Origin of the sequence: Kribbella sp. CA-294648, from assembly GCF_050943845.1 — a bacterium.
Lineage (GTDB): Bacteria > Actinomycetota > Actinomycetes > Propionibacteriales > Kribbellaceae > Kribbella.
Genome location: NZ_CP191981.1, coordinates 8306243 through 8320255 on the forward strand (window position 1 = coordinate 8306243; position 14013 = coordinate 8320255).

Genomic DNA, 14013 nt, shown 5'->3' on the forward strand with positions numbered 1-14013 from the left:
ACAATCGGACACCCGCGCGACTAGCGCCGCCTGACAACGACGGCCATCGCCGTAGCCATCAGAGTCGCGGCGATGGCCAGCGCGAACCCCAACTGCGGGCCCTGGGCATCTACTGCTCGCCCAGCCACGGCAGCACCCATCGCGATGCCGGCAGCACTCCCCGAGTTCAACCAGGTGAAGGCCTGAGTCAGTACTGCGGGCTCAACCTCTGACTCGGCCAGGACCGACGACAGCACCTGGATCGGGGCAAGGGCCAGGCCCGGAGCAGCTAACGCCAGCGCAAGAGCCAGTGGCGTGTTCACGGCCAGCAGTGGAAGGGTGCTGACGAACAGGACGGCCATGGCGATGACGAACTGCTTTCTGGCCGGCGTACGCCAACGCCTTGCTCCGTAGGCGATTCCGGCGACCAGGCTGATCAAGCTGGTGATGCTGTAGAGCGGTCCGGCCAGTGAAGCCGAGTCGCGGCCGACAGCAAAGGCTGTGACCGACACCTGCATGCTGCCGAAGAACAGGCCCACTCCAACGTTGGTGCCGATCAGTGCGAGGAACCCCTTACGCAGTAGGCGATCTGAGCCTTCCGGCCGCACACCTGCGGTAGGAGGCGGCGCAGTACGGCGTTGTGCTGCTAGGGAGAGGCCTCCTGCAAGCACGAATGTTGTTGCCAGCAAGGAGCCTGCTACTGGTGAGACCAGGGCGCTGACAGAGCCAACCAGGGCCGGGCCGACCAGGAAGGACAGGCCGGTGCTGAGTGACTCCAGCGCGAAGGCCGATGAGAGGACTGGGTCCCCTCGCAACGCGTAGGACCAGCGGGCCGCAGTCTGTGCACCGATCTGTGGGAGGGAACCGCCAGCCAGTACGCCGGCGAGCACCAGCATCCAGAGCGAGGCCGATGAGAGGGTCAGTGCGATCAGCAGGCCCATCGCTGCCGCATGCAGCAGCAAGGTGATCGGCAGCATGCGTGGTTGCCCGAAGCGATCGATCAGCCGGGCGACCTGGGGTCCACCGACTGCCTCGGCGACGGCGAAACCACCGGTCACCGCACCGGCGACGGCGTACGAGCCGGTCGATCCGTGCACCAGCCAGACGATGCCGAGGCCGGTCATGGCGATGCCGATCCGGGCCGGTGCCGCGGCCAGGTAGAACCTCAGCGCTCCCGGTGTGCGCAGAGCCAGGCGGTAGCCGCTGGGGGCTTGCTGCCGCAGTTGGCGTCGCCGGTCTCGCGGGCGTTGCTGGTCTTGCGGGTGGTGCTGGTCTCGCGGGTTATGGGGATTTTGGGGCGTGCGGATCCGTCCGGTGAGTGCCGGCACGGTAGTACCTTCCGCTGCCCGGCGGGGCGGTGACCTGACCGTGGGCGTCCTGCTTCGCCGGTCCGTCTGTGCCGCCTACAACCGTCCATTTTCGGTAGGAACCGGGGACGCACGCCGCCTACCGGCTCTATCACCGGGCAGAACCTCTGGGGTTTCGATGACTGGGTCAGTCTACAGCCTTGAAAGCGCCGCCCTGCAGCACAGGCACTACCGCACTGCCGTCGACCTCCGCCGCCACCGCCACATCCTGCGGGAAGCCGTACTGCGTCAACTCGCGGCCGCCGGCGCAGTCGTGCAGCAGCTCAGGCAGTTGGTGAGCCACCGCGCTGTACGCCGCGGCTGCCGCCCAGGCCTCCGGGGACAGCGGGCCGACTCCGTGGTCTGCCAGTGCAGCCAGGAAGCCACCGGCACCCCACAGGTCCTCGACAGCCGGGCGTAGTGAGCCGTCAGGCCACCTCTCCCCCGCAGCGATCGCCACCACTGTGAGTGAGGGGTCATCGGTCAGCTTGCTCGCTGCCCAGCCCGCAGCGGCTGACCGGTTGCGCAGGGACACGGCCATGACTGTCGAGCCGCTGTCGCTGAGCAGCTGCGAGATGGTGGAGCCGTTGGGCGACGGGAGCACCAGACGCTTGATGTCCTGCGCCTGCCGGATCGAGGCCGGCGAGAGGGTGACGCCCTCCTGCGAGCGACCTACCGCCAGGGTCGCGCCCAGCTGTTCGGCGTACGCGACTGCTGTCTCGTCGCGCCAGTGGTAGGGGTACACATCGATGCCGCGGTCGACGGCCACAGTGACGGCTGTGGTGAAGGACAGTACGTCCACCACCGCCACCAGGCTGCCGGGAACGGCAGTCGCGCCGACCGGCCCCCAGTCGAAGCCGACGCGAAATCCTTGCTGTGCATAGGGGCTGGTCACCGACGGATCATGCCCCGCCGGTGCCGACCCCTACAACCAGCTTTCCGGCCTGGGCGGAGCCCAGGCCGAGTCGTCCTAGGCCAGGACGTCAGCGGCGGTCGCCGACGAGTCGCGCAGGAACGTCTTGCAGCGCTCGGCCTCGTCCTTCTCCTCGATGATCGCGGCGGCCTTGCCCAGAACGGCCAGGCAGCGCAGGAAGCCGCGGTTGGGCTCGTGCTCCCACGGGACCGGCCCGTGGCCCTTCCAGCCGTTGCGGCGGAGCAGGTCCAGACCGCGGTGGTAGCCGGTCCGGGCGTAGGCGTAGGCCTCGATCGTGTGGCCGTCGGCCAGCGCCCCCTCGGCGAGCACCGACCAGGCCAGCGAGGAGGTCGGGTACCTGGCCGCGATGTCGACCGCGGCGGCCCCGGCGGCGAGTTCCGCCGCGGCCGGGTCGACGGGGAGTAGTGTCTCGGGTGGACCTGACAGCAGATTGTTCAATTCCATAAAGCACATCTTCGCTGATCAAGCGCCCGGGCCGGCACGTGCCCGGTAGGCGAAATCCATTGACCGTTCACCGGACGGCCACGGATGCTTGAGACCCTGCGTCGAGACCGCCGTGGTTCCCAGCTACGGCCGGAGAGGAGGCACCCGATGAGCGTGATCGTCCTGAACGCGTCCTACGAGCCGCTGCACACCGTGTCGATCCAGCACGCCATCCGGATGCTGGTCCGCGAGGTGGCGGTGGTCGAGGAAGCGCACGGAGAGCGGACCATCGGCCCCTTTCCGGTGCCCCGCGTACTGCGACTGGTCCGCTACGTCGTGACTCACTGGCGCTACGCGGCCGGCCGGATGAAGTACAGCAAACACGGCGTACTGCGGCGGGACAGGTTCCACTGCGCCTATTGCGGGCTGCCGAACGCCGACACGATGGATCACGTCCAACCGAGATCCCGGGGCGGCCGGACGGAATGGCTGAACGCGGTCGCCGCCCATGCCTCGTGCAACGAGCGCAAAGGCAACCGGACGCCGTCCGAGGCCAACATGCCGCTCCTGTGGCAACCCTGGGTACCAACCCGCGCCGAGCTCGTCATACAGACATGACGGGCTTTTTTCATGCCTTCTGACTGTTCTGCTGAGGCCTGGCTGTCCACAGCTTTGAACTGACCGCCGATCCGGTCGGGCGATCGGTGCATCTTCTGTGGTGTGAACCCACAACTCAGCGTGATGAACCAGATCCGCGGCGGGGTGTTCACGCGGGCCGATGCGCGCGCGTGTGGCTACCCCGACCCTGACATCGACTCCCTGCTGGACACCGGCGGCTGGCGCCGGATCCGGCCGGGCACCTATGCCCCACACCAGACCCTCACCGTGGTCGACGACGAAATGCTCCACCTCCGACGCCTCTTCCACGTACTACGCCGCGGTGAGCCCGGCCTGATCGCCAGCCACCAGTCGGCGGCCGCCCTGCATGCGTTGCCGCTATGGGGGTTGGATCTCACCAACCTGCACGTGACGACTCGGAGTGGCCGGGCCGGCCTGCATGCCGGCGGAATCCATCGGCACGTCCGCGATCCGGTTGGTCCTGGAGTGACGGTGTGGAACAAGCTGCGCCTGGTCACCCCAGCACGCGCCGTCGCGGAAGTCGCCGCTACTGCATCGACTGCCCCAGCCTTGGTCCTCGCCGAAGCCGCCTTGTACTCCGGGCTGGTGACTTCGTCTGACCTGAAACGTGCCGTGAACCAGCTGGCTGGTGGCCGCGCTCGGGCGCAGCAGGTCCTCGCGCTGGTCACCGGACAGGCCGCCTCGGTAGCGGAAGCACGGCTGCGATTGATCCTGACCGAGGCAGCTCTGCCTGTACCGGCTTCAGTGCCTCCGCCGTCAACGCCTGAGTCGGTCGACAGCTCGGAGGGTTGCTTGTGGTTCCCCGATCAACGAACCGTGGTGGAGTTCGAACCCCGCGGCGCCTTCTGGACCGAAGATCTCGAGGGCTATCTGGAAGAAGTGGAGCGGGCTTTCGCGGGTCCGCCGGCCGGCGCACCGGACGCACCGGAGCCTTTGGAGTACTGCTGGATCTCCTGGGCCGACCTCGACGATCCCACCGAGGTGGTCGCGGAGCTTCGCCGGGCCTTCACCCGAGCGGACCGGCGTACCGGCGTCCGCCCCTTCAACCTCCACCGCCGAAAACGCAACTGACCTCCTACCGAAAGGAGCCATCGGCAACCATCGCGCGGATGTCCGCCAGCCGGAGCTTGTCAGGATCGGTCTCAGTCAGACACCAGGTCGCGCCCGCCCGCACGAACGCGCCCGGATCCGTCCCCGGCTCCAAAGCAACCGCCACGTCGTAATCCTCTGCTGCAGCTTCTTCCAGCTCTGCGGCGCGGAGAGTGGTGACGGCGTCGACGGCTTCGGCCAGTTCGTCGGGGTGGGTGATGTTGACCGGGAAGAAGCCTTCGTGCCGAGCCGCGCGGCGACGGGGCCGGATCTTCCCGGGGAAGCCCGCGATCCAGATCGGGATGCCACGCGGGTCCACGGGCCGAGGCAGGAACTCGACCTGGTCGACCGTGTAGTGGATGCCGTTGATCCACGGTCTCACCGGACCAGGCGGCGCGCAGTACGGCGAGAGCCTCATCGGTCATCTCGGCCCGCTTGCGATCATCGACCTCATCCCCGAACCGCGAGAACTCCTCCCCGAACCGATCACTACCAATCCCCACCCCAAGCGTCAGCCGTCCTCCGCTGAGCCGATCGAGCGTGACGACCTGCCGCGCCACCATCGCAGGCCGCCGCCGAGCCAACGGCGTCACCATCGGCCCCAACTGCAACCGCTCAGTCGCCATCGCAGCGGCCGCCAGCGTCACCCACGGATCAGCAACACCCCGCACCGGCGCCTGCCACCGAACGTGATCCCACACCAACAACCCATCCCACCCAGCCTCCTCAGCAAGCGCAGCCACCCCAGCCACCACCAGCGCCTCAGCCAACTCATCAAACAACGGCAGCCACAAGGCAGCACGAAACGTCGTCATCCCCCGACCCTAAACACCCCACCACTCCACAAAAAGCAACCAACTCCGATCACTCCCATCGCCCCCACCGATGATCCCCACCGCCCGAACGCCCACCCGGCACCGTCGCCAACCGAAGCGCATCCAAACCACCAGTCTCCCCAACCCCCGCCGATTACAAGCCCACCACGGCGTCCACCCCAACCCACGCCGGAGTGCCACCAGCCCTGGGTCCATCCATCCACCCACCCACCACACGTCCGGAGCGCCTGCCTTCGCGGTTCCCCACACGGCCAGCGCCCCCGCAACAAACCTGTGCCTTGGTTCCCACACCAGATGCCGCCCTTGCGACGACCCACTACCAACCCGCGACCGGAGGACCTTCGCCCAACCACCCCTGCTCACACTCAAAGGGGCGACGTAGGACCCGCGCCGAGTGAGCGACGAAGGAGCGAGCGGAGGCGCCAGCGTGGCGAGTCCCCGGGCCATCCACCGCACCCCTCAACGGCCATCTGCAGTCGCCCACCATCGGGGCCAACCTCGCCAACCACGTCGTGCACCCACGGCTAACCCGCGATCGGGCGACCTTCGCCCACTCCCCTGCTCTCACTCAAGCGGGCGACGGAGGAGCCCGCGCCCCAGGGCGGGTGGGAGCCAGCGCCGTGTGAGCGACGAAGGAGCGAGCGGAGGCGCCAGCGCGGGCGAGGAGCCCGCGATCGGGCGATCCCTTCGCCAACTACCCCGCTTTCACCCAAGCGGGCGACGGAGGAGCCCGCGCCCCAGGGCGGGCGGGAGCCAGCGCCGTGTGAGCGACGGAGGAGCGAGCGGAGGCGCCGGCGTGGGGGACGTAGTACGCGAGCACCCCGGCGCATGCTGCGACCGGGGTGCTCGGAATGCTGTGGTGCTTGTGGTTGGTGCTTGGGTCAGGCGAGGAGGGAGGTGCCGGTGGAGCGCAGGTTTTCGCACGCCTCGGCTACACGCTGGGCCATGCCGGCTTCGGCGGCCTTGCCCCAGGCGCGGGGGTCGTACGCCTTCTTGTTGCCGACCTCCCCGTCCACCTTCAGCACACCGTCGTAGTTGCTGAACATGTGCGCCGCCACCGGCCGCGAGAACGCGTACTGCGTGTCGGTGTCGACGTTCATCTTGATGACGCCGTGGTCGACCGCCGCGCGGATCTCCTCGAGCGTGGAGCCCGAGCCGCCGTGGAAGACCAGGTCGAACGGGCGCTCCTTGCCGACCTTGGCGCCGACCGCGTCCTGGATCTCCTTCAGGATCTCCGGGCGCAGCTTGACCGAGCCCGGCTTGTACACGCCGTGCACGTTGCCGAAGGTGAGCGCGGTCAGGTAGCGGCCGTGCTCGCCGGTGCCGAGTGCCTCGACCGTGGCCAGGCCGTCCTCGACAGTGGTGTAGAGCTTGTCGTTGATCTCGTTGGCGACGCCGTCCTCCTCACCGCCGACGACCCCCACCTCGATCTCCAGCACGATCTTCGCCGCCGCGGCCTTGGCCAGCAGCTCCTTGGCGATCTCGAGGTTCTCGTCCAGCGGCACCGCGGAACCGTCCCACATGTGCGACTGGAACAGCGGGTTCTCGCCGCGCGCGACCCGCTCGGCGGAGATCTCCAGCAGCGGCCGGACGAAACCGTCCAGCTTGTCCTTGGGGCAGTGGTCGGTGTGCAGCGCGATGTTCACGTTGTAGTTCTTCGCGACCTCGTGCGCGTACGCCGCCAGCGCGACCGATCCGGTGACCATGTCCTTCACGGTCGAGCCGGACAGGTACTCCGCGCCGCCGGTGGAGACCTGGACGATGCCGTCCGAGCCCGCCTCGGCGAAACCACGGATCGCGGCGATCAGCGTCTGCGAGGAGCTGACGTTGATGGCCGGGTAGGCGAAGGCGTTCTGCTTCGCCTTGTCCAGCATCTCGGCGTAGACCTCAGGGGTGGCAATAGGCATGTCTCGCGGTACTCCTCACAGCAAAGTTCCATGGGGTTCGAGCTCCAGTATCGCCGCCGGGCACTTCGTCGTACCCGGCGGCCCGCCTGCTGAGCCGGCCAGGTGACCGGGGAGCGAACAGCAGGAGAACAGACCAGTTGATGAACAGGACCGATCCAGTTTGTTTCCGGGACCGGCCGGTCAAGCGGCTGAGTCGGGTCGGCTACTTCAAGCCGAACCCGAGCGCGGCCCCCGGGGTGTCAGGGCCATGTGCAGGCGATAGCGGTCGGCGCGGTAGGCCGACCAGGACAGTTCGACCACCTTGCGGCCGGCGAAGGTGGTGCGCTCGAGGACCAGCAGGGGTGCCCGCCGGGCCACGCCGAGCACCCGGGCGACATGACCGTCGGCGTTGTCCGCCCGGACAGTCTGCTCACCCGAGGTGACGACGACGTCGTACTCGCTGGCGAAGACGTCGTACAGGGTGCCGAGCTCGCGGCCGAGCAGGCCGGGGAACAGCGCGGACGGGTAGTAGCCGACCTCGTACGCCATCGGTGAGGCGTCGGCGGTGCGCAGCCGCTCGACCCGGATGACCTTGGTGCCCTTCGGCACCCGCAGGCCCTTCGCGGTCTCGTCGGACGCCTCGATCTCAGTCGCCGACAAAACGACCGTGCCGGGCTCCAGGCCGCGGGCCCGCATCTCCCGGGAGAAGGACGTCAGGTGCAACTGGGAGTCGACCTGCGGACCGGTGACAAAGGTCCCCTTGCCGTGCACGCGTTCCAGCGCGCCCGACTCGACCAGGTCGCTGATCGCCTGCCGGACGGTCACCCGGGACACGTTCAGTTTGTCCACCAGTGCGCGTTCCGACGGGATCGGATCACCCGGGTGCAGCTCGACGTCGATCAGCCGTTCCAGTACCGATCGGACCTGGGCCCGTTTGGTCGCCACCATCGAATCTCGATCCTCCAGACCTGGGCGGGAACGCGGGGGTGCCCCGGTACGCCGCTCACTGCTATCGTGCGCAGCATACCTGTTAAGACCAGATAGGACCAGTGATCGTCGTGGTGTCAACGCCCGTCCCCGCTCCCACCACCCAGATGGCCCGCGAGATCGCCGAACAGCCGGCAGCGCTGGCCGCGACCTTCGAGCACGTGCTCCCGCTGCGCCACGAGATCACCCGGCTGGCGGCCGGCCGGCGGCACGTGATCTTCGTCGCCCGCGGTTCCTCCGACAACGCCGGCGTCTACGGCCGCTACCTGACCGAGATCCACGCCGGCCGTCAGGCATCGCTGGCCGCACCCTCCGTCGCCACCCTGTACGGCGCCAACCTCGACCTGTCGAACTCGCTGGTCGTGGCGGTCAGCCAGTCGGGCGCGACCCAGGAGATCGTCGACACCGCCGAGTGGGCCAAGCGCAACGGCGCCGCGGTCGTCGGCATCACCAACGACGGCAACAGCCCGCTGGCCTCGACCGCCGACGTCGCGCTGATCACCCAGGCCGGCAAGGAGCTGGCCGTCCCGGCGACCAAGACCTACACGACCCAGCTGGCCGCGATCACGGTCGCCGTCGACGCGCTGGCCCAGAAGCCGGGCACGCTCGACGCCGACATCGCCCGCGTCCCGGATGCCGCCTCGAAGATGCTGGAAGGCTCGGTCGACGCCGCCGCGGAACTGCTGGCCGGCGCCCACGACGTGCTGTCCAGCGGCCGAGGCCTCACCTTCGGTACGACGCTGGAGGTCGCCCTCAAACTCGAGGAAACCTGCCTCCAGCCGGTCCGCGGCCTCTCGTACGCCGACCTGAAGCACGGCCCGATCGCGGTCGTCGACGCGGATCTGGTCACCATCCTGGTCGCCGCCGCCGACGGACCCGCGCTGCCGGGGATGACCGAGCTCGCCTCGATCGTCCGCGAGAAGGGCAGCAAGATCCTCGGCATCGGCGGCGACGCGAAGTTCGCCGCCCTCTGCGACGTCAACCTGGCCGGTCCGGACCTGCCCGAGACGCTCGCCCCGCTGGCCCTAGTCATCCCGGCCCAGCGCGCGATCGAGGCGCTGGCCCGCAAGCTCGGCCTCGACCCCGACGCCCCGCGCGGCCTGCGCAAGGTCACCCAGACGGACTGACCCGTCCGACGGAGTCCCCGCTGCTCGTAGTACCGGAGCGGCGGGGACTTCTTGCGTTCAGGAGTTGGCGCGGGCCTGGTCGTAAGCCTGCTGAGCTTCGACGATGCCGGGCATGCTGCTGTTCAGGTAGCCGATCAGCTCAAGCAGCTTCGCGGCCACTACCTCGCCGGGCGGGGTCAGGCTGTACTCGACCTTCAGTGGGAAGGTCGACTGGACCACCCGATTCACCAGGCCATCGCGTTCGAGTGCCTGCAGCGACTGGGCCAGCATCTTCTGGCTGACGCCGTCGACGTGCCGGCGCAGTTCGTTGAAACGCAGCGGCCCGCCGCCGAGCGATCCGAGCACCAGCGCGCCCCATCGCCCGGTCACGTCCTCCAGCACGTGCCGGGCCGGGCACGCGGCGGAGAAGACATCGTAGTCATCCTGCTCACTCACGTCCCTCAGTGTAGCCACTTTGGATACCGGTCACTTGGAGGTCTCAGTATCCTGTAGTAAGCAGTATCCAGAAGTGACTACAGCGACCGAAGGATGACACGATGATTGACCGACGTTCTCTGATCCGGAGTGGCAGCGCAGCCGGCTTCGGCGCCCTCGCGCTGGCCGCGGTGAACAGCGGCACCGAGCTGGCCTACGGCTCGACCACGGACGGACCCACCAGCGGTTTCGGCAGCGGGCAGCCGGGTTATCCGGCGAACCTCTCACCGCAAGAGCGTCGGCAGCTGCGGATCTTCGACGAGCTGGACTTCGAGGTGTTCACCGGTCAGAAGTGGGACCGGCTCGGCGAGAGCCACGCGCGCAACATCCGGGTGCACCATCCGGACGGGCACTTCACCGACGGCATCGACAAGCACATCGAGGACCTGGCCTGGTTCTTCCTCTGGGCGCCCGACACCCGGATCCTGGAGCACCCGCTGCGGGTCGCGACCAATCAGCTGACCGCCGTCACCAGCGTCATGAAGGGCACCTTCACAAAGCCGATGCCCAACGGCAAGGGCGGCTTCATCAAGCCGACCGGCAAGGCGTACGAGATCCTGATGGCCACGGTCGGCATCTGGAACCGCCACAACACGATGGACGAGGAGTACCTCTTCTGGGACAACCAGTCCTTCAATGCCCAGATCGGTCTCGACTAGGAGCCCAAGCCTCAGCCAGTAGCGAGGATCAGCCAACTATGCGGAGGCAGTAGCAGCGGATCCTCCGGCAGCTGACCAGGATCCGACTGCGCTGCGATGACGAGGCCTGCCACTTCCACCGGGAAGCGGTAGGCCTCGTCGCCTATGTTCAGCAGCAGGAGTAGCTGGCCCTGCGCGTCGCCGGAGCGCAGGGCGAGCGCCTGGTTGGTCAGGTGGGCGACCTTGGTGCGCGCCCGCGTCAGCCACGCGTTGCGACGCCGTACGCCGATCAACTGCTGGTGCAGCCGGTACGTCGCCCAGTCTGCGTCGGCCAGTTCGCTCGGCTTGTCCGGGAACTCCGGCCGGACGGCATCGTCGCCGCCGACCCTGTCCTCCTTGATGCCCCGCATGGCCTGCTCGTCACCGGCATAGATGCTCGGCACCCCGGCCACCGCGAACAGCACCGCCAGCGCGTGGCCCAGATGCCGTGAATCGTCCAGTTTGCTGGCGATCCGGGTGACGTCGTGGTTGCCGACGAACGTCTGCGGCACCAACGGATCGACGAACTGCTGATGCCGCTCCAGCGCGTAGGCCAGCTCGAAGAAGTTGCGATCGTTCAGCGAGCTCCAGATCGCCTTCCACAGCTCGTACTGCGTCACCGAGTCGAGCGTGCTCGTCGCGGCATAACCGGCGTAGTCGCCGTGAATCAGCTCGCCGACGAACCAGGCCTCCGGGAACCGCTCGCGAACCTGCGACAACACCGCATGCCAGAACTCGGGCGCCACCGCGTACGCCGCGTCGAGCCGCCACCCGTCGACACCCCGGTCGAGCCAGTGGCACATCACCTCGACGACGTACTCGCGGACGGCCGGCTCGTCGTGGTTGAGCACGACCAGATGGTCGTGGCCCTCGAAGGTGTCGAGGGATCCGTCCGGCCGGCGCTTGAACCACTCCGGCGGGGCGGCGAAACTCCGCGCGACGTGGTTGAAAACCCCGTCGAGCACGACCCGCAACCCACGCTGCTTCGCCGCGGCGACCAGCGAGTCGAAATCCTCGTAATCGCCCAGCCGCGCGTCGATCCTGAAGTGGTCGACCGTGTCGTACCCGTGCGTCTCCGACTCGAAAACCGGGCCCAGCAACAGCCCCGAGCAACCCAGCTCGATCGCGTAGTCGAGCCAGTTCTCCAACCGCCCGATCCTGCGGGTCCGGAACCCGGCCGGGAGCGCGGCAGCCTCAGCCCCGACAAACCCCAACGGATACACGTGCCACCAAATCGCGTGGTCGGCCCACGGCACCATCAGAACTCCTCCCGGACGACGGCACCACAGTAGTGCCCCGCGCCGGAACGAAAGCGGAGGTCAGCTTGCCTCGCCGATCACACCTGGGAGCTCACGCCCAACCTCGTGGACCAGGGCTACTACCTCGGCTGTTTCGGCTTCCAACAACTTGAGCAGCGCCTGGCGGGACTCGTCGTTGCGGGCTTCTACCGCTGCCGTGGAGATCGCGTGCACGGTGGCTACCTCGTGGATGAGGACGCCCCAGATTTCTTCCAGCTGCTGCTGGGCGTCAACAGGCCTGACTGCCGGTACCTGTGCGACCTCATCGAGATCCACAGTCCGCCGGACGTGCAGATTCGCACTCATGGTGTCCCCCAATGCCGTACCTGAACCCCGAACAGCGCATGCCGAAGCAAGCGCAGTCCCCCTCCGAGTTGGGACTGACTCCTGTTCCAACGCCCCTCGCCACCCCGGGGTTACGGCCCCTGAGGCAACAACTTTCCCGGCAACATCTCCCGGCAACTTCCGGGCCGACCGCCAAGTGAGGACTAGGGCTTCTGGTGGAAGGTGTGGCGGCGGATCCAGGCGTGCATGGCGATGGCCGCCGCCGCGCTGGCGTTGATCGAGCGGGTGGAGCCGAACTGGGCGATCGACAGTACGTCGGTACAGATGGCGTGCGCTGCCTCGGTCAGGCCCGGGCCTTCCTGGCCGAACAGCAGAATGCAGTCGGTCGGGAGTTCGTAGGTCTCCAGCGGTACCGAACCGGGCAGGTTGTCGATGCCGATCACCGCGAGTGCGTGTTCTTCGGCGTACGCCGCGAGGTCGGCGAGCTGGGGATGGTGGCGGACATGTTGGTAGCGGTCCGTCACCATCGCGCCGCGGCGGTTCCATTTGCGGTTGCCGACGATGTGCACCTCGCGGGCCAGGAAGGCGTTCGCGGTCCGGACCACCGAGCCGATGTTCAGATCGTGCTGCCAGTTCTCGATCGCGACGTGGAACGGGTTCCGGCGGGTGTCGAGGTCCTCGACGATCGCCTCCAGCCGCCAGTAGCGGTACCGGTCCACCACGTTGCGGCGGTCACCGGCCGCCAGCAGCTCGGGGTCGAGCCGTGGATCCGTGGGCGGTTCCCCCGGCCACGGACCGACCCCGACCTCGGCCGGGCCGACCAGATCGGCTCCGATCAGGTCCGCGGCCGTTCCGGAGTCACGCTCTCGATTGGCTTCCTGCATGGGTCGGGACGCTACCCTGTCGCGGTGATCTCGATGATGGCGATGCTGATGCCGAACTGGATGGACCCCGAATACCTGCTGAACTGGTTGGGTGACTGGTCACTGTGGGGCACGGCCGCCGTCATTTTCGTCGAATGCGGGCTGCTGTTCCCGATTCTGCCCGGTGACTCGCTGTTGTTCGCGGTCGGCCTGTTCATCGCGCACGGCACGATCGACGTCCCGCTCTGGCTGGCCTGCGTGGTGCTGACCATCTCCGCGTTCCTGGGCAACGTGTCCGGCTACTACATCGGCCGCGGGCTCGGCACGACGCTGTTCACCAACCCGAACGCCCGGTTCCTGAAACCGAAGTACATCGAGCAGACCCACGAGTTCTTCGAGCGGTACGGCCCGCGCGCGCTGGTGCTGGCCCGGTTCGTCCCGATCGTGCGCACCTTCATCACGGTGGTGGCCGGCGCCGGCAAGATGGACCCGCGCAAGTTCTTCGTCTGGACCGGGATCGGTGCCGTCCTGTGGGCCACCGGTGTCACCCTGCTGGGCCACGCGCTCGGCCGGATCAAGTTCATCCACGACCACCTCGAGTCGGCCCTGCTGCTGCTGGTCCTGGTCTCGCTGGTGCCGATGGTGGTCGAGTTCGTCCTGGCCAGGCGCCGCGGCCACGGCAAGGTCATCGAGGGCCTGGAGGCCCAGCTCGAGGAGAGCACCACCGCTCCCGACCCGCGGTAGACCCTCAGTGCCCGAACGGGAAGTGCGGGTCTGACCAGACGTAGTCGGTGCTGAGGTCGGCCAGGGCGGCAGTAGCCACCTGGCCGCGTGGCAATGGGCCGACCACCTGGCCGGAGCCGAGTGAGCAAGCCACCCGGACCCGGTCCGCCGCCTGGTACCAGACCAGCGCCCCCCGTGGCGCCTCACCCTCGTGCAGCAAGGCGTGGTGGTCGAGCCATTGCAACGCGTCGGCGGGATCGTGCCAGCCGCTGTCCTGGGCGTAGCCGAAGGCCATCCGCTGGAACTTCAGCGACCAGTCCTGCCAGGCGGTCGATCCCACCCGTTCCAGTTGCCAGCCCAGTGCGGCCTCGGTGTCGCGTGGGTTCGCGGCCCACTCACGCTCCGCCGCCGGTGTCTGGCGCTCCACAACAATCTCCCCCATGGCCG

At 68.0% G+C, this 14013-nt stretch carries 16 protein-coding genes and 1 pseudogene; 5 read left to right on the forward strand and 12 right to left on the reverse strand.

The genetic code is table 11. The features are described from left to right. Positions 1–20: 20 nt before the first annotated feature. The 3 genes from ACQPYM_RS39670 to ACQPYM_RS39680 form a co-directional block, all read right to left on the reverse strand. Complete coding sequence (locus tag ACQPYM_RS39670; RefSeq protein WP_433011726.1) at positions 21–1307, reverse strand: MFS transporter; 1287 nt, start codon at positions 1305–1307, stop codon at positions 21–23. A 166-nt stretch (positions 1308–1473) separates the two neighbouring features. After that, positions 1474–2220, reverse strand: coding sequence for a 2-phosphosulfolactate phosphatase (locus ACQPYM_RS39675; RefSeq protein WP_433011729.1), 747 nt, complete (start codon positions 2218–2220; stop codon positions 1474–1476). 75 nt (positions 2221–2295) lie between these two features. After that, a complete protein-coding gene (locus tag ACQPYM_RS39680) occupies positions 2296–2703 on the reverse strand; it encodes a DUF3151 domain-containing protein (protein ID WP_433011732.1) in 408 nt (135 codons plus the stop codon). A 147-nt stretch (positions 2704–2850) separates the two neighbouring features. On the opposite strand from ACQPYM_RS39680, the gene ACQPYM_RS39685 reads away from it, so the two are divergent. Further along, positions 2851–3300, forward strand: coding sequence for an HNH endonuclease (locus ACQPYM_RS39685; RefSeq protein WP_433011735.1), 450 nt, complete (start codon positions 2851–2853; stop codon positions 3298–3300). 102 nt (positions 3301–3402) lie between these two features. Beyond that, positions 3403–4392, forward strand: coding sequence for a type IV toxin-antitoxin system AbiEi family antitoxin domain-containing protein (locus ACQPYM_RS39690; protein WP_433011738.1), 990 nt, complete (start codon positions 3403–3405; stop codon positions 4390–4392). 4 nt (positions 4393–4396) lie between these two features. Here ACQPYM_RS39690 and ACQPYM_RS39695 read toward each other — a convergent pair whose 3' ends face one another. From ACQPYM_RS39695 to ACQPYM_RS39710, 4 genes and pseudogenes are all read right to left on the reverse strand, one after another. Next, positions 4397–4792: a hypothetical protein gene (locus tag ACQPYM_RS39695; protein ID WP_433023525.1), complete on the reverse strand. Its 396-nt coding sequence runs from the start codon at positions 4790–4792 to the stop codon at positions 4397–4399. A gap of 43 nt (positions 4793–4835) precedes the next feature. Next, a pseudogene (locus ACQPYM_RS39700) lies at positions 4836–5225 on the reverse strand (LLM class flavin-dependent oxidoreductase); the annotation flags it as partial. Positions 5226–6127: 902 nt separating this feature from the next. Continuing rightward, on the reverse strand, positions 6128–7153 hold the full coding sequence (fbaA, locus tag ACQPYM_RS39705; RefSeq protein WP_433011741.1) for a class II fructose-bisphosphate aldolase: 1026 nt from the start codon (positions 7151–7153) through the stop codon (positions 6128–6130). Between the two features lie 207 nt (positions 7154–7360). Next, complete coding sequence (locus tag ACQPYM_RS39710) at positions 7361–8080, reverse strand: GntR family transcriptional regulator (RefSeq protein WP_132215972.1); 720 nt, start codon at positions 8078–8080, stop codon at positions 7361–7363. A gap of 113 nt (positions 8081–8193) precedes the next feature. On the opposite strand from ACQPYM_RS39710, the gene ACQPYM_RS39715 reads away from it, so the two are divergent. Then, positions 8194–9246, forward strand: coding sequence for an SIS domain-containing protein (locus ACQPYM_RS39715; RefSeq protein WP_433011744.1), 1053 nt, complete (start codon positions 8194–8196; stop codon positions 9244–9246). A gap of 57 nt (positions 9247–9303) precedes the next feature. Here ACQPYM_RS39715 and ACQPYM_RS39720 read toward each other — a convergent pair whose 3' ends face one another. After that, positions 9304–9681: a winged helix-turn-helix transcriptional regulator gene (locus ACQPYM_RS39720; RefSeq protein ID WP_433011747.1), complete on the reverse strand. Its 378-nt coding sequence runs from the start codon at positions 9679–9681 to the stop codon at positions 9304–9306. Positions 9682–9782: 101 nt separating this feature from the next. Here ACQPYM_RS39720 and ACQPYM_RS39725 point away from each other — a divergent pair, with 101 nt between their 5' ends. Further along, positions 9783–10379, forward strand: coding sequence for an ester cyclase (locus tag ACQPYM_RS39725; RefSeq protein WP_433011750.1), 597 nt, complete (start codon positions 9783–9785; stop codon positions 10377–10379). An 11-nt stretch (positions 10380–10390) separates the two neighbouring features. On the opposite strand, the gene ACQPYM_RS39730 is transcribed toward ACQPYM_RS39725, so the two are convergent. From ACQPYM_RS39730 to ACQPYM_RS39740, 3 genes are all read right to left on the reverse strand, one after another. Further along, on the reverse strand, positions 10391–11656 hold the full coding sequence (locus tag ACQPYM_RS39730; protein ID WP_433011753.1) for an alpha-amylase family protein: 1266 nt from the start codon (positions 11654–11656) through the stop codon (positions 10391–10393). A gap of 60 nt (positions 11657–11716) precedes the next feature. After that, positions 11717–12001: a hypothetical protein gene (locus ACQPYM_RS39735; RefSeq protein ID WP_433011756.1), complete on the reverse strand. Its 285-nt coding sequence runs from the start codon at positions 11999–12001 to the stop codon at positions 11717–11719. Between the two features lie 182 nt (positions 12002–12183). Further along, a complete protein-coding gene (locus ACQPYM_RS39740) occupies positions 12184–12864 on the reverse strand; it encodes a TrmH family RNA methyltransferase (RefSeq protein WP_433011758.1) in 681 nt (226 codons plus the stop codon). 33 nt (positions 12865–12897) lie between these two features. On the opposite strand from ACQPYM_RS39740, the gene ACQPYM_RS39745 reads away from it, so the two are divergent. Continuing rightward, the gene (locus tag ACQPYM_RS39745; protein ID WP_433023482.1) at positions 12898–13587 is read left to right on the forward strand and encodes a DedA family protein; all 690 of its coding nucleotides are present in this window, start codon (positions 12898–12900) and stop codon (positions 13585–13587) included. Between the two features lie 4 nt (positions 13588–13591). On the opposite strand, the gene ACQPYM_RS39750 is transcribed toward ACQPYM_RS39745, so the two are convergent. Further along, positions 13592–14008, reverse strand: coding sequence for a hypothetical protein (locus ACQPYM_RS39750; protein ID WP_433011761.1), 417 nt, complete (start codon positions 14006–14008; stop codon positions 13592–13594). Positions 14009–14013: the final 5 nt, after the last annotated feature.